General features: G+C 43.6%; 16 protein-coding genes and 2 pseudogenes. 1 reads left to right on the plus strand and 17 read right to left on the minus strand.

Annotation, left to right across the window (positions count from 1 at the left end; all coding sequences use genetic code 11):
* The 5 genes and pseudogenes from EKC99_RS13305 to EKC99_RS13325 form a co-directional block, all read right to left on the minus strand.
* A pseudogene (locus tag EKC99_RS13305) lies at window positions 1-322 on the minus strand (RNA-guided endonuclease TnpB family protein); the annotation flags it as partial.
* 192 nt (window positions 323-514) lie between these two features.
* Window positions 515-3367, minus strand: coding sequence for an excinuclease ABC subunit UvrA (uvrA, locus tag EKC99_RS13310; protein ID WP_163152272.1), 2853 nt, complete (start codon window positions 3365-3367; stop codon window positions 515-517).
* A gap of 3 nt (window positions 3368-3370) precedes the next feature.
* Window positions 3371-5344, minus strand: a complete 1974-nt coding sequence (gene uvrB / locus EKC99_RS13315) for an excinuclease ABC subunit UvrB (protein ID WP_163152274.1) — start codon at window positions 5342-5344, stop codon at window positions 3371-3373.
* Window positions 5345-5452: 108 nt separating this feature from the next.
* A complete protein-coding gene (locus EKC99_RS13320) occupies window positions 5453-5677 on the minus strand; it encodes a CsbA family protein (RefSeq protein WP_009362318.1) in 225 nt (74 codons plus the stop codon).
* Between the two features lie 2 nt (window positions 5678-5679).
* Window positions 5680-6843, minus strand: a complete 1164-nt coding sequence (locus EKC99_RS13325) for a PDZ domain-containing protein (protein WP_483296102.1) — start codon at window positions 6841-6843, stop codon at window positions 5680-5682.
* Window positions 6844-7021: 178 nt separating this feature from the next.
* On the opposite strand from EKC99_RS13325, the gene EKC99_RS13330 reads away from it, so the two are divergent.
* A complete protein-coding gene (locus tag EKC99_RS13330) occupies window positions 7022-7435 on the plus strand; it encodes a MerR family transcriptional regulator (protein ID WP_163152278.1) in 414 nt (137 codons plus the stop codon).
* Between the two features lie 38 nt (window positions 7436-7473).
* On the opposite strand, the gene EKC99_RS13335 is transcribed toward EKC99_RS13330, so the two are convergent.
* From EKC99_RS13335 to hpf, 12 genes and pseudogenes are all read right to left on the minus strand, one after another.
* The gene (locus EKC99_RS13335; protein WP_163152280.1) at window positions 7474-8910 is read right to left on the minus strand and encodes a S41 family peptidase; all 1437 of its coding nucleotides are present in this window, start codon (window positions 8908-8910) and stop codon (window positions 7474-7476) included.
* Window positions 8911-9086: 176 nt separating this feature from the next.
* Window positions 9087-10349, minus strand: a complete 1263-nt coding sequence (locus EKC99_RS13340; protein WP_163152282.1) for a murein hydrolase activator EnvC family protein — start codon at window positions 10347-10349, stop codon at window positions 9087-9089.
* A 19-nt stretch (window positions 10350-10368) separates the two neighbouring features.
* Entirely contained in the window at window positions 10369-11262 is an 894-nt protein-coding gene (ftsX, locus tag EKC99_RS13345) for a permease-like cell division protein FtsX (RefSeq protein ID WP_055441758.1), read from the minus strand.
* The gene (gene ftsE / locus EKC99_RS13350; RefSeq protein WP_009362324.1) at window positions 11252-11938 is read right to left on the minus strand and encodes a cell division ATP-binding protein FtsE; all 687 of its coding nucleotides are present in this window, start codon (window positions 11936-11938) and stop codon (window positions 11252-11254) included. The genes ftsX and ftsE overlap by 11 nt, the downstream gene beginning before the upstream one ends.
* Window positions 11939-12098: 160 nt before the next feature.
* Window positions 12099-12425, minus strand: a complete 327-nt coding sequence (cccB, locus tag EKC99_RS13355; RefSeq protein WP_163152284.1) for a cytochrome c551 — start codon at window positions 12423-12425, stop codon at window positions 12099-12101.
* A gap of 58 nt (window positions 12426-12483) precedes the next feature.
* Window positions 12484-13343, minus strand: a pseudogene (locus EKC99_RS13360) (YitT family protein).
* Window positions 13344-13432: 89 nt separating this feature from the next.
* Window positions 13433-13693 carry a type II toxin-antitoxin system RelE family toxin gene (locus EKC99_RS13365; RefSeq protein WP_035062848.1) on the minus strand — a complete coding sequence of 87 codons (261 nt, stop codon included), beginning with the start codon at window positions 13691-13693 and terminating at the stop codon, window positions 13433-13435.
* On the minus strand, window positions 13662-13919 hold the full coding sequence (locus EKC99_RS13370) for a hypothetical protein (RefSeq protein ID WP_021093729.1): 258 nt from the start codon (window positions 13917-13919) through the stop codon (window positions 13662-13664). The genes EKC99_RS13365 and EKC99_RS13370 overlap by 32 nt, the downstream gene beginning before the upstream one ends.
* 84 nt (window positions 13920-14003) lie before the next feature.
* Window positions 14004-15111, minus strand: a protein-coding gene (prfB, locus tag EKC99_RS13375) for a peptide chain release factor 2 (protein WP_108912075.1) whose coding sequence is annotated in 2 segments (ribosomal slippage) — window positions 14004-15038 and window positions 15040-15111 — 1107 coding nt in all. Because the reading frame shifts where the segments join, the coding sequence is not laid out codon by codon here.
* 81 nt (window positions 15112-15192) lie between these two features.
* A complete protein-coding gene (gene secA, locus EKC99_RS13380) occupies window positions 15193-17697 on the minus strand; it encodes a preprotein translocase subunit SecA (protein WP_163152286.1) in 2505 nt (834 codons plus the stop codon).
* Between the two features lie 118 nt (window positions 17698-17815).
* On the minus strand, window positions 17816-18352 hold the full coding sequence (locus EKC99_RS13385; protein ID WP_163152288.1) for a hypothetical protein: 537 nt from the start codon (window positions 18350-18352) through the stop codon (window positions 17816-17818).
* A 62-nt stretch (window positions 18353-18414) separates the two neighbouring features.
* A complete protein-coding gene (hpf, locus tag EKC99_RS13390) occupies window positions 18415-18963 on the minus strand; it encodes a ribosome hibernation-promoting factor, HPF/YfiA family (RefSeq protein WP_021093733.1) in 549 nt (182 codons plus the stop codon).
* Window positions 18964-19206: the final 243 nt, after the last annotated feature.

Raw genomic sequence — 19206 nt, forward strand, 5'->3', positions numbered from 1 at the left:
TGCCTGTATATTTGTCTTTGTTTTTTGCCCAATCTTTCATCGACTTAAAAAATGATTGCCAATTTTGATGCAACATTCTTAACGTTTGTTGAGCACATTGAGCCATTGGCATCGCTCGATAGTCTGTATCCATCCCTTCTGTTTTCAGCAGCTTGTCTAGCTTGTTGTAAGAAAGATACGTGCCGTGTTGAAAAAACGTTTGCCTCACTTGATAGTTGGCGAAGTTGTACAAGTTTTTTGACCGAAAACAATACTCGTCGAGCATCGGATAATACGGATGAGTGGCGCAAATCATATGCCTTTCCACTCGATTCGCCATCATGATCGTTGTTCACCTCGCTTTCTCTTTTACTATACATGCTCATCAGAGAGCCATGCAATAAGATGTAAAGATAATCACAAAAGAAGTGGGATCTCAAATATATTTTATCAAAATGTTTAATATATTTTTACGATTGAATGAAAAAACAGAATCATATTCATACGATGGATGGAAGTAAAAAAACCGAGCGCATTATACGCTCGGTATACGTTGACGCATTCGTTCGCGGTCGCGTTGTAAAATCGGTTGTAAATAACGTCCTGTATATGATTGCTCTATTTGTGCAACTTGTTCTGGTGTACCTGCCGCAACGATTTGTCCGCCACCATCTCCACCTTCTGGTCCAAGGTCAATAATATAGTCTGCCGTTTTAATGACATCCAAATTATGTTCGATGACAAGCACCGTATCCCCTTGTTCAACGAGCCGCTGTAAAACGTTTAATAAACGAGCAATATCATCAACATGCAAACCCGTTGTCGGTTCGTCTAAAATGTATAACGTTCTTCCTGTTGAACGACGATGTAGCTCCGATGCTAATTTCACCCGTTGCGCCTCGCCTCCCGAAAGCGTCGTGGCCGGCTGTCCGAGTTGCATGTAGCCAAGCCCGACATCGTAAAGCGTTTGTAGCTTTCGTTTAATTTTCGGGATATTTTCAAAAAACGTCAACGCCTCTTCGACTGTCATATCAAGCACTTCCGCAATGTTTTTATCTTTATATTTCACTTCCAACGTTTCGCGGTTGTACCGTTTCCCGTGACATACTTCACACGGCACGTACACGTCAGGCAAAAAGTGCATTTCAATTTTAATAATTCCATCCCCGCGGCACGCTTCACAACGACCGCCCTTTACATTGAAACTAAACCGCCCTTTTTGATACCCACGCATTTTCGCTTCGTTCGTCGTCGCAAATAAATCGCGAATGTCGTCAAAGACGCCTGTATATGTCGCAGGATTCGAGCGCGGCGTCCGCCCGATTGGCGACTGATCAATGTCGATCACTTTATCTAAATAGTCGAGGCCGCGAATGTCTGTATGTTCTCCCGGCTTCACTTTCGCATGATGTAGTTTTTGCGCTAACGCCTTATGCAAAATTTCATTAATGAGCGTGCTTTTTCCTGAACCGGATACACCTGTCACCGCAACAAACAATCCGAGCGGAATGCGAACATCGACGTTTTTTAAGTTGTTTTCTCGCGCCCCGATCACTTCAAGCCAACGGCCGTCTGGCTTTCTTCGTTCAATCGGAAGCGGAATAAATTTTTTCCCTGATAAATATTGACCCGTTAACGAACGCGGATCGTTCATCACTTCTTCCGGTGTTCCAGCAGCGACAACTTGTCCGCCATGCGCCCCCGCTCCCGGCCCGATGTCGATTAAATAATCCGCCGCAAGCATCGTATCTTCATCGTGCTCCACGACAATGAGCGTATTTCCTAAATCCCGCATGCTTTGCAATGTCGCAATTAACCGATCGTTATCGCGCTGATGAAGTCCGATAGACGGTTCGTCTAACACGTATAATACACCGGTTAAGCGCGAGCCAATTTGCGTCGCGAGTCGAATGCGTTGCGCTTCCCCTCCGGAAAGCGTTCCTGCAGCCCGATGCAGCGTCAAATAATCAAGTCCGACGTTTTTTAAAAAACCGAGCCGTTCAACAATTTCACGTAAAATTAAATGGGCGATTTTTTGTTCTTTTTCCGTTAACTGAAGCGTTTCAAAAAACGCCAGCGCTTCGTTCACCGACATCGCTGTCACTTCGCCAATATGTTTGCCGCCAACGAACACAGCTAAACTTTCTTTTTTTAGTCGATTGCCATGACACGTCGGACACGGTTGCTCGGTCATATATTTTTCCATTTGCTCCCGTACGTAATCGGACGTCGTTTCACGATAACGACGTTCAACGTTGCGCACGACCCCTTCAAATTCCACATACGTTTCACGCACGTGACCGAAGTCGTTTTCATAACGAAAATATATTTTTTCTCCATTCGATCCGTACAATAAAAGGTCGAGCTGTTCTTTCGGCAACTGTTTTACAGGCACGTCCATATCGATGCCGTAATGTCGACAGACCGTTTCTAACAATTGCGGATAATATTGCGAGCTTTGCGGTTCCCATGGCGCGAGCGCATGTTCACGAAGCGTCAGCTCTTTATTAGGAATCACTAAGTCGAGATCGACTTCAAGCTTTGCCCCTAATCCGTCGCACGATGGACATGCGCCGTACGGGCTGTTAAATGAAAATAGGCGCGGCTCTAGTTCGCCGATCGAAAAGCCGCAATGAGGACAAGCATGATGTTCACTAAATAACAATTCTTCTTGTCCGATCACATCGACGAGCACTTTTCCTTCTGCAAGCTTTAACGCCGTTTCAAGCGAATCAGCAAGACGCGACTGAATGCCTTCTTTCATCACAATGCGATCCACGACGACTTCAATAGAATGTTTTTTATTTTTTTCAAGCACGATGTCTTCCGATACGTCACGCAACTCTCCGTCGACGCGAACGCGCACATATCCTTGTTTTTTTATTTCTTCTAACGTTTTCACATGCGTCCCTTTTCGTCCGGAAACGATAGGCGCTAATATTTGCATCTTCGTCCGCTCTGGATATTGCATCAGACGGTCAACCATTTGTTCAATCGTTTGTGACGTAATTTCAATGCCGTGCGTTGGACAAACAGGGCGACCGATGCGCGCAAACAATAAACGTAAATAATCGTAAATTTCCGTCACCGTTCCGACTGTGGAACGTGGATTGCGGCTCGTCGTTTTTTGGTCAATGGAAATGGCAGGCGACAGCCCTTCAATCGAATCGACGTCCGGTTTGTCCATTTGCCCTAAAAATTGGCGAGCATATGCTGATAACGACTCGACATAGCGCCGTTGCCCTTCCGCATAAATAGTGTCAAACGCAAGCGATGATTTTCCAGAACCAGATAACCCTGTCAACACAACAAGTTTGTTGCGCGGAATGACGACATCAATATTTTTCAAATTGTGCGCACGCGCTCCTTTGACGACAATATGATCCATTCGTTACACCTCAGCTTTCAATTCTAAAATGAGATCGCGCAGCTCAGCCGCCCGTTCAAAATGAAGAGCTTTCGCTGCCTCTTTCATTTCTTGTTCCAGTTTGGCGATGAGCGCAATACGCTCTTCTTTCGATAAATGACGAACGTCTTTTGTTTCATACGTTTCTTTTTCTTCCGCAGCAAATGTCGCACGAATGACATCTGGAATGTCTTTTTGAATCGTTTTTGGCACGATGCCGTGCTCGCGATTGTACGCTTCTTGAATGGCGCGACGCCGCTTCGTTTCGTTTATCGCGATTTCCATCGATTTTGTGATCGTATCTGCATACATAATGACGTGACCGTTTGCATTGCGCGCTGCCCGTCCAATCGTTTGAATAAGGGAACGTTCGGAACGTAAAAATCCTTCTTTATCCGCATCCAAAATCGCCACAAGCGACACTTCAGGAATATCTAGCCCTTCTCGCAATAAGTTAATGCCGACGAGCACATCATATTTACCTAATCGTAAATCACGAATAATTTCAATGCGTTCGAGCGTCTTAATTTCTGAATGCAAATAAGCAACTTGAATGCCGATATCTTTTAAATAATCGGTCAAGTCTTCTGCCATTTTTTTCGTCAACGTCGTCACAAGCGTTCGTTCATTGCAAGCGATCCGCTTTTGAATTTCATCGACTAAATCGTCAATTTGTCCTGCAATTGGACGCACATCAATGGTCGGATCTAACAATCCGGTCGGACGAATAATTTGCTCGACAACTTCTGGACAATGTTCCAGCTCATACGGACCCGGTGTGGCAGAAACGTAAATGACTTGGTTCACTTTTTGTTCGAACTCTTCAAACGTCAGCGGACGGTTATCTAACGCCGACGGCAAACGGAATCCATGTTCGACAAGCACTTCTTTTCTCGCTTTGTCGCCGTTATACATGCCACGAATTTGCGGCAATGTCACATGCGATTCATCGATGACAATTAAAAAATCGTCAGGAAAATAATCTAGTAATGTATAAGGCGTCGAACCAGGTGGTCGCAACGTTAAATGGCGCGAATAGTTTTCAATCCCTGAACAAAAGCCCATTTCTTTCATCATTTCAATATCGTAGCGCGTCCGCTGTTCTAACCGTTGCGCTTCAAGCAATTTTCCTTGCTCGCGCAGCTCACAAAGCCGCTCTTCAAGTTCTTTTTCAATATTTTCAATCGCCAGTTTCATTTTTTCTTCACGCGTGACGAAGTGAGAGGCTGGAAAAATGGCCACATGTTCTCGTTCCGCCATCACATGTCCCGTCAATGCATCTACTTCGCGAATACGCTCAATTTCATCACCGAAAAATTCAATACGAATACAATGCTCATCGCGAGAAGCTGGAAAAATTTCAACGACATCTCCGCGCACCCGAAACGTCCCACGACGAAAATCAATATCGTTTCGTTCGTATTGAATGTCGACAAGGCGACGAAGCAAATGGTCGCGCTCCATCTCCATACCGACGCGAAGCGAAACAACAAGCTCACGATATTCTTCCGGTGAACCTAAGCCGTAAATGCATGAAACGCTGGCGATAATAATGACGTCGCGCCGCTCAAATAACGCAGACGTCGCGGAATGGCGCAATTTATCAATTTCATCGTTAATACTCGCATCTTTTTCAATGTACGTATCCGTTTGCGGCACGTACGCTTCCGGCTGATAATAATCGTAATAGCTAACAAAATATTCAACAGCATTGTTCGGGAAAAATTGTTTAAACTCGCTATATAACTGACCCGCTAACGTTTTATTATGAGCGATGACTAACGTCGGTTTATTTACTTGTTGAATGACGTTTGAAATCGTAAACGTTTTTCCTGTTCCTGTTGCCCCAAGCAACGTTTGATGCTTTTTCCCTTGCTGAATCCCTTCGACAAGCTTCGCAATCGCTTTCGGCTGATCGCCGCGCGGCTCATAAGCGGATACTAATTGAAATGCGCTCACATTCGTCCCTCCACTTCATTTCTACTTGATATTGTACCATACAAATGAAACGAAAAGCGAAAAATACGAACAAATATTCTATGAAAAAACCTGCCCTTTTGGACAGGTTTACGACCGTTTTTGTTTCTCGACCATTTGTTTTGCATATAAAAATCCGACAATAAGCGACGCCAAATCTGCCACAATTTCATACAACTGATCCGTATATCCTTTCACGTATGACGCCACTAACAGAGCGACAGTCAGCAATGTCCCGACATAATGGTTATACGTCACCCGCGTAAAAAAAATGACTAACAACGCCGGCACAATTAATGCTAACACAAACCACATGTTTACCCCTCATCTCTTACGAATAACAGTCCGAGTTCGTGATGCTCCCCTTCAAATAAAGCGGTTTGCGCAAAACGAACTTCCCCGTTCTCGTTTAGTACTTCTAGCTTACAAAACGCTCGATTTTGTTGCAACGCCGCGTAAAATTCATCTTCCGTCGCCACTGGTGCTCCATTCACCTTCACGATGACTTCTCCAACGGAAAGAGCCATTTTATCTGCTGGCGTGTTCGGCAACACCCCTAAAATGACAAGCCCCGTCGCCCGCTTCGTAAAATATGGCGGACATTTTTGTTCATATAACTTCGCTGATAAAGCAATCCATTCTCTCCATAAAATAGCCACTACAGCAGCGACAATTGCGAGCGGCTTTATCCAATAGCTAGCAATCGCCAATAAACTGACGACACCCGCTAACAAACCGATGCGCTTGGCCGTCCATTTCGCTAAATGGACAGGTAGCCCCGTTTGCACGCGTTGTGAAAAACCAAGCAAAAACGGAACGAGCACGAACGAATACGTATCGCCACTAGAAATGATTGGCCACCACGCCGCAAACGATTGCACGCCATCCCCCGGCACAGGGATGAACAACGGAACAAGCCAGAGCCGCTGAACGAACTGCTCCCCGATCACAAGCCCTCGCTTACTCGTCACAAGACGAGGAGAACTTAGCTCTGCTCCTTCCCGATGAACGAGCCACATTTCGATAAACAAAAGCAACCCGATGAGAAACGCGACAGCTGTCACATTCGTTTCTGTCATATGTGGGAAAAAACGCGTAAAAAACGGCTGCGTCCACTCTGTTTGCGCAAAAAAACTAACGGTAAATATGACGATACTCCCGACATACGCAGCCGATAATAACCGAAGCTGCATAAACAAACTGCATACGATCGTGACGATTGTCCAAAAAACGAGCGTATCATTCGGAAGAACGACCCCAATCCCAACCGTCACAAGCGAAAAAATGAGCGCAAACCAGCTGCGCGAGCGAATCAGGGCACGCCACTCACGCGATGATCGGTACACGCGCGTATGAAAATCCCGCCGTTCTCGTTGTACGCGACGCCAGCCGATAAACAATGCAAAGATGACCGCATAATATAATAACGGTTGTAGCCAAAACGTTCCGAATGCTTTCAACCATGCCATTCCCCATTCCATTTCCATCATCTCCATTTTTTCCGATCGTCTATTTTGTATTGTAACAAATTTCAAACGTTTATGGTTGACGAAAATTCACTTTCTTTGCCGAATGAACACTAGTTTTGTCAACAAACAAGGAATTTTATAAAAAGCGTCTAACTGTTTGTTCATATATGATCGGAAGGAGCGTGGAACGATGGAGTTAAAAACGAGCGCAGTGGCAAAGCGGCTTGGCGTATCGACGAAAACTATACAACGATGGGTGAAAAAATATAACATTCCGTGCACAAAAAATGAAGCAGGACATTACGTATTTACGAACGAAGCAATCGAACAATTAGAAAAATATAAATTTCTTGGCGTGGATGAAGAAGAAAAAGAACACATAGAACAACGTCTTGATGAACTTGAACGAAAAATAGACCAAAAAGCAGATGACGTCGTTTCTTTTCAGTTGCTGCAACATCGACGCGAAATGGAAGAGATGATGCAATATATCCAACAGCTCGAACAGCGCATTGTTGAACTTGAACGGCAAAAACAAACCGAACCGATCATTGAACAACCAACAAAACAAAAACGACGCGGCATCATCAGCTTCTTTTTATAAAAGATCCCCCTCGCCTATGAAGGCTAGGGGGATTTTGTTTACTTTCCGATTAGTTGCAATGCTTTTTTCAGTTGTTCATCGTATCGTTCGTCGCGAACTGCTTCCATTACCTTTGTTTGCAACATATTCGCTGTTTGCTTATCAATTTTTCCTGTCGCTTGTAAGCCGTTTGCTTTTTGGAACGCTTGAACGGCCTGTTCTGTTTGTTTGCTAAAGTAGCCGTCTTCACGTCCTGGATCAAAACCGAGACCTTTTAACATTTGTTGCGCGCTTTTCACTTGTTCGCTATTCATGTCATATGCTAAAGGTTTGTCGATTTGAAGCGGATGCGCATAGAAAAAGTCAGGCTGTTTCACTTGAACATCCGGTTGAATTCCTTTTTCATGAATCCAGTTTCCATTTGGCGTCAACCATTTGTATAACGTTAATTTTATATGGCTTCCGTCATTCATCGGCAACGCTTGTTGAACTGTTCCTTTTCCAAACGTCTTTTCACCAACGAGCATATAACCGCCCGCTTCTTTTAACGCCGCCGCTAAAATTTCCGATGCCGACGCGCTTCCGTTATCGATCAACACGACAATAGGATATGGTTTTTTCTTCGTCATATTTGAGAAAAACTGTTGTTTATCGCCGTCGCGCTCTTCAATTTGTACATACGGTTTTTCTTTTGTCACAAGCTCTTTTAAAATGTCTTCCACACTTTGTAAATAGCCGCCCGGATTGCCACGCACATCGATGATCAACCCTGCGATGCCTTTTTCCTCAAATTCCGCTAACTTCTTTTTAAAATCTTCCGCCGTTTTTTCCGCAAACGATGTAATTTCAATATAGCCAATTTGCTTGCCGTTTGCTTGTTTGACGGATGCATATACCGTTTCAATCGGAATTTCATCGCGCACGACTTCAATCGTCAATACGCCGGTTACTCCCGGTCGAACGACTTCTAAACGAGCGACCGTTCCTTTTTTCCCGCGAATTTTTAATACCGCTTCATATAAATCAAGCCCTTCTAAACTTTCGCCATTCACTTTAATAATTTGATCGTTCGGACGAAGACCAGCTTTTTCTGCAGGCGACCCTTTAAACGGCGCAACGATCGTCACTTTGCCGTCGACCATGCTTACTTCTGCTCCGATCCCTTCAAAAGAAGAATCGAGCGACTCGTTAAATCGTTCCGCTGTTTCTTTATCCATATAAACGGAATACGGATCTTTTAACGTCGCAATCATTCCTTGAATCGCCCCGTCAATGAGCTGTTTGTCATCAACATCATGAACGTATTTTTGTTTAATCATGCTGTATGCTTGTTCAATTTTTTGAAGCTCTTCATTCGTTGGCTTCTCCGTTGTCGTTGGCATATCGATTGTGATCGTCGACGTATCGGAAGAAAGCGACTGCATGCCGACATACGTCACACCTGAACCGAACAACATCGATAAAGCCATGAGTGCTGCGATTGTTTTTTTGTTCATTGTTTGCCTCCTCACCCTTCGATACATGAAAGGCATCACACCGTGTGCGATGCCTGTTTGTTTTCATTATATGAATAGCTTGTACGGTTCATAACTATGATAAAGATGTATTTATTTTACACCGATCGTGCCATTTTCTCAACCAATACGTAAAAGCACAGCAAACAAGCTGTGCTTTAGAATGGAACATATTTTAGAGGGTCTACTGCATTTGATTTCGATGCATTCCAAGGACCTCGATGCAACTCAAAATGCAAGTGCGCACCGAACGAACGACCGGTGTTCCCCATATAGCCGATCATTTGTCCTTTGCTGACGTTTTGTCCTTCGCCAACAAGACGGGATTCTAAATGCGCATATACGGTCGTATATACTTGTCCATCAATGTAATGCATGATAAAAATAACGTTTCCATAGCTTGATGAATAATATGAGCGATACACGTAACCATCAGCTGCTGCAACGACAGGAACGCTCGCGCCGCGTTTACCGATGTCAATGCCGTAATGGAATTCACCCCAACGAGGTCCAAATGTCGATGTAATTGGACCGTTTGCTGGACGCATAAACGCTCCGTCTGTTACAGGAGGCAAACTTCCCCCATCGCCTTCAGACGAACCGCGGCTCGCTAATGCTCTTTTTCGTGCTTCTTCTTGCTCTTTTTGCCGGCGAATCATTTCTTGCAATTGATTTTTCATCGCCGCTTCTTGTTTTTCAAGCAACTCTTTTTCTTCTTCTAAAGCGAGTTGTTTTTCTTCTTCATGCTTTTGTTCTTCCTTTAACTGCGCCATTAATTTTTCTTTTGCCGCGATTTGCTCGTTTAACGTCTGTTTTAATTGTTGCAGCTCCGTTAGCTGTTTTTGTAAGCTAACTAACTGATCGTTTAACTGTTGTTCCTTCGCTTCTTTTAACGCCTTATCTGCTTCTTGCTCTTTAATAATTTGACGATCTGCTTCAAAAATAGTCGCAACTGCGCTCATGCGGTCGATAAAGTCGCTAAAACTTTTCGCTCCAAGCAACACGTCTAAATAGCTCACGACACCGCCGCTTTCTTGCAATGAACGCGCGCGCTCTTTCAGCAATTCGTTACGCTGTTCAATGCGGGCAGCGACTTCTTCAATTTCTTTTTTCAGCGCAACGATTTGTTGCTTCGTTTCCTCTATGCTTTGTTGTTTCGCCCGAATGTTGGCGCTCGTTTCTTCTACCGCCAAATCGAGCTTTTTGATTTCCTCATCCAGTTTCTTTTGTTCTGCTTTTAACCGTTCAATTTCTTGTTGCGACTGCTCTAATTTACTTTCAAGCGATGTTTGTTTTTGTTGCACACTTTTAATTTCTTGCTTCTTTTGTTGAATGTCGCGATTTGTTACCGCATATGCAGGCGCTGCGACACTTGTAAACAGCATTACAGCTGCAACGATCGTTCCCCATCTGTTTCGCACCGTAAACCCCTCTCTCTTTCTATACTTTTAAAAATCGTCTCACTGACATCATGCTTCCCCACATGCCGATGCACGCTCCTAATAAGACGAGCACAGCTGCCAACTGCCATGCAAACGGATAAAATGGGAGAAGTTGAAAAAATGTATCTTTCAACTTTGGATACAATAAATCAAATACGTACGAGTAAGCGGAAAGAACGACAACAATCGGAATGACCGAACCGAAAATGCCAAGCCATAGCCCTTCAAGGAAAAACGGCCAGCGAATAAACCCGTTTGTCGCGCCTACTAATCTCATAATCTCAATTTCGCGACGGCGGGCAAAAATCGTAATTTTAATTGTGTTCGAGATGAGAAACATCGCTGTAAATAACAACCCGATAATAAGCGCTAATCCGACATTACGAATCGTTTTCGTTGCGGCAAATAGTTTTTCAATTTGCCCTTTTCCGTATTTCACTTTGCCGACAGATGGCAACGGTTCAATTTGCTTTGCGATTTTTTCTGTATCAAGCGGATTTTTCGCTTTCACGATAAATACATCGCTTAACGGGTTATCTTGTTCAAATAAGCGGAATGACTTTCCGTCTTCTCCGAAACTTTCAATCAACTTTTGCAATTCTTCGTCTTTCGATGAATACGTTACTTTTTCGACACCAGAAAGAGCTTCTAACTTCGCTCTGAGCGCATCTTTATCTGCTTCTGTCGCACTTAAATCGACGTGCACACGAATTTCGACGTCGCGCTCAATTTGTTTCGTTATATGTTGAATGTTGAGCATAATGACGAGAAATACGCCAACAAGTAAAAGCGTCACCGTGACAGCACTAATGGACGCAAACGTCATCCAACCGTTTCGTCCGAGACTTTTTAGACTTTCACGAAAATGACGGCGAAGGGTGTTAAGTTTCATAACCATATTCCCCCTTCACTTCATCGCGTGCAATTTTCCCGCGTTCAATCGCAATGACGCGCTTACGAATCGTATTGACAATTTCACGGTTATGCGTTGCCATCACAATCGTCGTTCCGCGATCGTTAATGCGCTCGAAAATGTCCATGATTTCCCACGATGTATCCGGATCTAAATTTCCTGTCGGCTCGTCCGCAATGACAATCGACGGATTGTTGACGATCGAACGCGCAATCGACACGCGCTGCTGTTCTCCGCCCGACAACTCGTTTGGATAAAAGCGCGCTTTATGTTTTAGCCGCACTAAGTCAAGCACTTCCATAACGCGCTTGCGAATGTTTTTTGGCGATTCTTCAATCACTTCCAAAGCAAACGCGACATTTTCATATACCGTTAACTTTGGAAGAAGCTTGAAGTCTTGAAAGACGATTCCGATGTTTCGGCGAAGCAACGGCACTTTGCTGTCTTTGATATTCGCTAAGTTCACGCCGTTAATCATAATTTTTCCGCTTGTCGGTTTTTCTTCGCGATACATCATTTTAATAAATGTCGATTTCCCAGCGCCGCTCGGACCGACGACATATACAAATTCTCCTTGCTTAATGCGAACGGAAATTCCGTTTAATGCGATCACTCCGTTCGGATACGTTTTATATACATCTTGCATTTCAATCATAAGCAACCACCTAAGTATTCGATGTTTTTCTACATATTCCTGCAAAATTCTTACCTCGTTCATTATATCATCATTTCCGACAAAAGGGGGGCGAATTTTATTTACAGTTATATTTCAAGAGTGTTACAAACGAAAAGAGGATGCTCCCATTGGCATCCTCTTACTTTTTCGCTGCTAACCATTCCGCTACTTTATCAACATCGTCGCCTTGGATTAAACCACCTGGCATACCGCCGCGACCGTTTGCGATAATATTTTTAATTTCGTCTTGCGAATATTTTCCGCCTACTTTATCAAGTGCAGGACCAACGCCACCTTCTAAGTTTTGTCCGTGACAGCTTGCACATGATTTTTTGTAAACGGCTTCTGCAGCTGAAGCTGTGTCCCCGCCACCATTTGCTGGTTTTTCGCCCGCGCTATCCCCTCCGCCACAGGCAGCTAACACGATTGCTGTGCCAGCAAATAAGCTAAGTAGCTTTTTCTTCATACAAAATCCCCCTTGTCAACATTTTCATACACTTCTATTATATCGCATCGTTTTTACGTTAGGCACGTTTAAATCCTTCGCCAAGCACTTCCGCTGCATCCATAACGACGACAAATGCAGACGGATCAATGGTTTTCACTAATTGTTTCAATTTTGTGAACTCGCTTTGTGCCACGACGCACATAAGCATCGTGCGCTCTTTTTCTGTATATCCGCCGTATGCATGTAGTTTTGTCACACCGCGATCAATTTTATGCAAAATCGCTTCCCGCACTTGTTCTTCTTTTGTTGTAATAATCATCGCCATTTTGGAATTGCCGAAACCAACTTGGACAAAGTCAATTGTTTTACTCGTCACAAATAACGCAATTAATGCATATAGCGCCCGTTCTAAATCAAACACGAACGCCGCTGTTAAAACGATTAAGCCGTCAATTAAAATGACGCACGTCCCTAACGATAACCCTGTAATTTATGAATAATTTGAGCAGCTAAATCGGTTCCCCCTGTCGATGCGCGGCCACGAAAAACGATGCCTAATCCTACGCCGACGCCAATGCCACCAAATAATGCCCCAAGCAATGGATCATGCGTTGCTGGTGCCACATCATGTGTCAAATAAACGACAAACGGTAAAAAGGCAGTACCAACTAACGTTTTTACACCAAACTGCTTTCCGAGCAATAGCACACCTGCGATAAATAGTGGAATGTTAAGCGCCCATTGTACGTACGCTGGCTGCCAACCGAGCGTCGCATGTAAAATCGTACTGATGCCGCTTACCCCACCTGATGCGACACGATTCGGAAGTAAAAATAAATTGAACGCAACGGCCACAACGGCCGAGCCGACAAGAATGTATACGTATTCGAGCACTTTTTCAACAAATGGATTTGTTATGTTGCTTCTTTTTCGCATGCTTCTCACCTTCCCTCGTGAGTATAGCATGCCCGATATAGGAAGTAAATGACATCGAATTAACGCAATAATGATTTAATATAGTGAAGTTAATATACATCTCCTCGATTTCCAATAGCCTCGATGTAAATCATTTGCTCGTGGTGATCAATGCGGAAAAGAATGCGGTATGTGCCAACACGTAAACGGTACAAACCTTGGTGTCCTCTCATTTTTTTAATGTCTCCTTGAGGAGGAATGTAAAGCAATCCTTTTAACGCTATAGCTATCCGTTCTTGTACTTCTTTCTCCTGCTTAGCAAGAAATTTTACCGCTTCCTTACGGTAAATCAATTTGTAAGCCAAATTCACGTTTTGCATCACCACCAGTCACATATCCTTCATCTCCTTGTAACTGGCGTTTTTCTTCTTCTGTTAACAACGCTTCTTCTTCGCTTACTTCTTCCATTTCATCCCACCATTTATGATCTTTTTTTGCTTTTTGCAGTAAATGCAATAAAAATTCGTAGGCTAATTGTTGATCGGATTCGTTTAACTGTTCAATCATCTCATGGAGCAATTTTTTGTCTACTGCCATGTTACTCCCTCCTTTCGTTATGTCCAGATTATCACGCTCTTTTTTCAGGGGTCAATACACAAAAAGGTGCCCATGTCGGACACCTTATCCTTGTTTTAATTTCGAACGTAAATATGCGTCGATAAAGACATCAATTTCTCCGTCCATCACTGCTTGCACATTTCCGACTTCGGTATTTGTCCGATGATCTTTTACAAGCGAGTACGGATGAAACACGTAAGAACGAATTTGGCTTCCCCAGCCAATTTCTTTTTGTTCGCCGCGAATTTCTGCGAGCTCCGCCTGTTGCTCCTCTAATTTCTTTTGATACAATTTCGCCTTTAACATATTCATCGCTTTTTCGCGGTTTTTAATTTGCGAACGCTCTGATTGGCATGTGACGACAATGCCTGTTGGAATATGTGTAATGCGTACAGCCGAATCTGTCGTATTGACGTGCTGACCGCCGGCACCGCTCGAACGATACGTATCGACTTTTATTTCATCTGGACGCACATCAATTTCAATGTTGTCATCAAATTCAGGTACAACTTCGCACGAAACGAACGACGTATGACGGCGACCAGAAGCATCAAACGGTGAAATGCGCACGAGGCGATGGACGCCTTTTTCCGCTTTTAAATATCCGTATGCATTATGCCCTTTAATTAACAACGTGACACTTTTAATTCCTGCTTCCTCACCCGGTAAATAATCGAGCGTTTCCACTTTGTATCCTTTTTTCTCCGCCCAGCGCGTATACATGCGCAACAACATCGACGCCCAATCTTGCGACTCTGTTCCACCTGCGCCAGGATGAAGTTCTAAAATGGCGTTATTTTTATCATACGGTTCATTTAACAACAATTGCAGTTCAAATTCACTAAAGTCTTTCGATAATTTTTTCGCCTCAGACACGAGCTCTTTTTGCAATTCTTCATCTGGCTCTTCTTTAACAAGCTCGTACGTCACTTCTAAATTTTCAAATCGCTCTTCAAGCGAACGAAACTCACCAACTAAATCTTTTAGTGCATTTGCTTCACTAATGACCGCTTGTGCAGCTTTTTGATCGTCCCAAAAATCAGAGGCAGCCATTTGTGCTTCTAGCTGTTCAATGCGCGCTTCTTTCGTTTCGAGGTCAAAGAGACCCCCTAATATCCGCTAATCGCTTAGCCATTTTCTCAAGCTCTTGCTTAATTTCTACTAAATCGATCATGTCATTCACCTCAACCATTATTGTATTCAAACGTCATCACGAACGCAACATAACGAAAGCGAGGGAAAAGTCCCTCACTTATCGTCCACAACAATGTTTATATTTTTTTCCGCTTCCGCACGGGCACGGATCATTCCGACCAACTTCCACCGCTTTTTTCACCGGCTTGCGCTTCACTTCTTCGCCTTCTTTCGGATGGACCGCCTCACCTTTTGCCACTTCTTGTCGCTCAAGGTTGTTTTCGATTTCCGCTTTCATGATGTAACGTGCGACTTCTTCTTCAATGGAAGCGATCATCGCTTCAAACATCGCATATCCTTCCATTTGATATTCACGCAACGGATCAATTTGACCGTACGCACGCAAATGAATACCTTGGCGCAGCTGTTCCATCGCATCAATGTGCTCCATCCATTTCATATCGACAGCACGCAAGACGATGACGCGCTCAAACTCGCGCATTTGCTCGGCTGGAATGCGGCTTTCTTTTTCGTCATAACGTGCGCGCACTTTATTCCAAATGAATTCAATCATTTCTTCCGGATCTTTACCGCGCAAGTCGTTAATCGTCACATCCCCTTCATAAAGAAGGTTCGCTTGCACATAATCAACAATTGCTTGCACGTTCCATTCTTCTGGCATTTCATCTTCTGGCGTGTGCATGCGCACGACGCGCTCGATGACCGATTGAATCATTTTTTCAACAATATCGCGCAAGTTTTCTGAATCAAGCACCTGGAAACGTTGACGATAAATAATTTCGCGTTGTTCACGCAATACGTCGTCGTACTGCAATAGTTGTTTACGTGCATCGAAGTTATTTCCTTCGACACGTTTTTGTGCCGACTCAACCGCCTTTGAAACGATTTTACTTTGAATTGGCTGTGAATCGTCCATACCTAAACGATCCATCATCGCCATCATATTTTCTGAACCGAAGCGACGCATCAGTTCATCTTCAAGCGACAAGTAAAATTGCGATACCCCCGGATCTCCTTGACGACCAGAACGACCGCGCAGCTGATTATCGATGCGGCGACTTTCGTGACGCTCTGTCCCGATGACCGCTAAACCGCCAAGCTCGCGCACACCTTCGCCAAGTTTAATGTCCGTTCCGCGTCCTGCCATGTTCGTCGCAATCGTTACCGCACCTTTTTGACCTGCTTGGGCGATAATTTCTGCCTCTTTCGCATGGTTTTTCGCATTTAATACGTTATGGCGAATGCCGCGCTTCGTTAACATGCTTGACAACAATTCAGACGTTTCAATCGACACCGTACCGACGAGGACAGGTTGTCCTTTCGCATGACGTTCCGCAATATCCTCGACAACTGCACGAAACTTTCCTTCCATCGTGCGATAAATTAAGTCTGGACGATCATCACGAATGACTGGTTTATTTGTCGGGATGACGACAACTTGCATATTGTAAATATTGCGAAACTCTTCTTCTTCTGTTTTCGCTGTTCCCGTCATCCCCGCAAGCTTCTCGTACATACGGAAATAGTTTTGGAACGTAATCGTCGCCAGCGTCATTGATTCATTTTGAATCTCAAGCCCTTCTTTTGCTTCGATCGCTTGATGAAGCCCATCGCTATATCGGCGTCCGCGCATGAGGCGACCGGTAAACGGGTCAACGATGACGATTTTTCCGTCTTCAACGACATAATCGACGTCGCGCTGCATGACAACGTGCGCACGCAATGCTTGGTTAATATGATGGTTTAACGTCACATGTTTTAAATCGAATAAGTTATCGATTCCAAACGCGCGCTCTGCTTTGTTCATTCCTTCTTCCGTGAGCTGCACGCTTTTCGTTTTCTCATCGTACGTATAATCGACATCCCGTTTTAATGTGCGGACAAACGCATTCGCTTGAATGTACAATTTTGTAGACTTTTGCGCTGTACCTGAAATAATGAGCGGTGTACGTGCTTCATCAATTAAAATCGAGTCCACTTCGTCAATAATCGCATAATGAAGCGGACGTTGTACCATATGTTCTTTATATAACACCATGTTATCGCGCAAATAATCGAAACCGAATTCGTTATTCGTTCCGTACGTAATATCGGCGTTGTAAGCCGCTTGTTTTTCTTCGCGCGACATATTGCTTAAATTTAGTCCGACAGATAAGCCTAAAAACTGATACAATCTGCCCATTTCGTTCGCGTCGCGGCTAGCTAAGTACTCGTTTACCGTCACGACATGGACGCCTTTTCCTGTTAATGCATTTAAATAGACAGGCATCGTTGCGGTTAACGTTTTTCCTTCCCCTGTCTTCATTTCAGCGATGTTGCCTTCATGAAGCGCGACGCCCCCCATTAATTGCACTTTATACGGATACATGCCAAGCACGCGCTTTGCTGCTTCGCGAACAACCGCAAACGCTTCAACAAGCAAATCATCAAGCGTTTCTCCTTTTTCAAGACGAGCTTTAAATTGCTCTGTTTTTTGACGCAATTCGTCATCAGAAAGCTGCGCCATTTGCGGACCGAGCGCATCAATTTCATTCGCGATTTTTTCTAATCGCGCAATTTGTCGTTTATTCGGATCAAACACTTTTTTTAACATTCCAAGCATACAAAAACGCCCCTTGCTTATATAGTCGCTAATTACCATCATATCACTTACAAGAAAAGGTGACAACTCATACGGAAAAGGGGATGGGAAAAAAGAAAAAACCAGCTTCTTCGCTGGATTACACTTGCGATTGTAGTTGCTCGATAGAGGCTTCGACTCTGAGTAAGCGTTTGTTGAGGGCGTAAATTTCAAATCCTTTTTCGTCGATCTTTTTATAAATGTTTTGCAGTAATGTGCGCACATCGTCGGCTAGTTGAATTTCTAAACGTTGCACTGTTTCTTTTACGTCGCTTAGCTGTGTTTCAACATGCTCGAGACGTTTCTTGACATCGCACATCTCTTCCTCCAGGCGACTGATGCGCTCATTTGTTTCTTTCATTTCTTGTTCAAGCGCAGCTAACCGACTTTCCATGTTAGCAAACCGCTCGTCAATCTGTGCGAATCGTTTATCAATCTGGGCAAATCTTTCATCAATTTGCTTAAATCTCTCATCGATCTGAGCAAATCTTTCATCAATTTGCTTAAATCTCTCATCGATCTGGGCAAAGCGCTCATCAATTTGCGCAAATCTTTCGCGCACTTCTTGTTGAAATTGCAAAAAATGACTCTCAATACTCGTCAACTTCCCTAAAATTTCACGTAAGATTGCTTCCACCTTTTTTCACCCCCTTTCACATTATACCACCCTCTGTCTTATGTCGACAGAGGGCGGTAGGATTAGTTCGCTTCAATTAAGCCATATTTGCCGTCTTTTCGTTTGTAAACGACGTTTGTGCGGTTTGTTTCCGCATTAATAAAGACGTAAAAGTTATGGCCAAGCATATTCATTTGTAAAATCGCTTCTTCACTATCCATCGGTTTTAAGCTAAAACGCTTCGTACGTACAACTTCAAATTCTTCTTCCTCATGCTCTTCTGTTGCGACAGGAGCAGTTGTTGTAAGCGTCACACCGTTTACTTCTTTTTCACGCATTTTTCGATTCACTTTCGTTTTATGTTTACGAATTTGGCGTTCGAGTTTATCGACAACCAAATCGATTGCCGCATACATATCGTCGTGGCGCTCTTCCGCACGCAATACAATTTGTGGCATTGGGATCGTTACTTCAATTTTCGATTGTTTATCGTTATATACTTTTAAGTTAACGTGAACAGTAACTCCTTCCGTTGATTCAAAATAACGTTCTAACTTCCCAATTTTTTTCTCGACATATTCTCGAATCGCTTGTGTAACCTCGATGTTTTCTCCGCGAATGTTGTATTTCATACGCTGTTCCTCCTTTTATGAAAGGTTGATTACTTATTTCTACAATTCCCTACAAAACTCCTCCTCAATCGTCACATTTTTTGTGAAAAAATGATGAACAAAATGATGGATAATTATGCTATAATTTATAGATGATGAAAAAGCGTTCGTATTTTTCGGTACCGTCAAGAATTTTGTGTAATGCAAGATGGATAGGGTATCTCTGAAATGGATTTGGAATGGATAGGGAACCGATTTCCTCCC

This window comes from Anoxybacillus sp. MB8, from assembly GCF_011006755.1.
GTDB lineage: Bacteria > Bacillota > Bacilli > Bacillales > Anoxybacillaceae > Anoxybacillus > Anoxybacillus gonensis.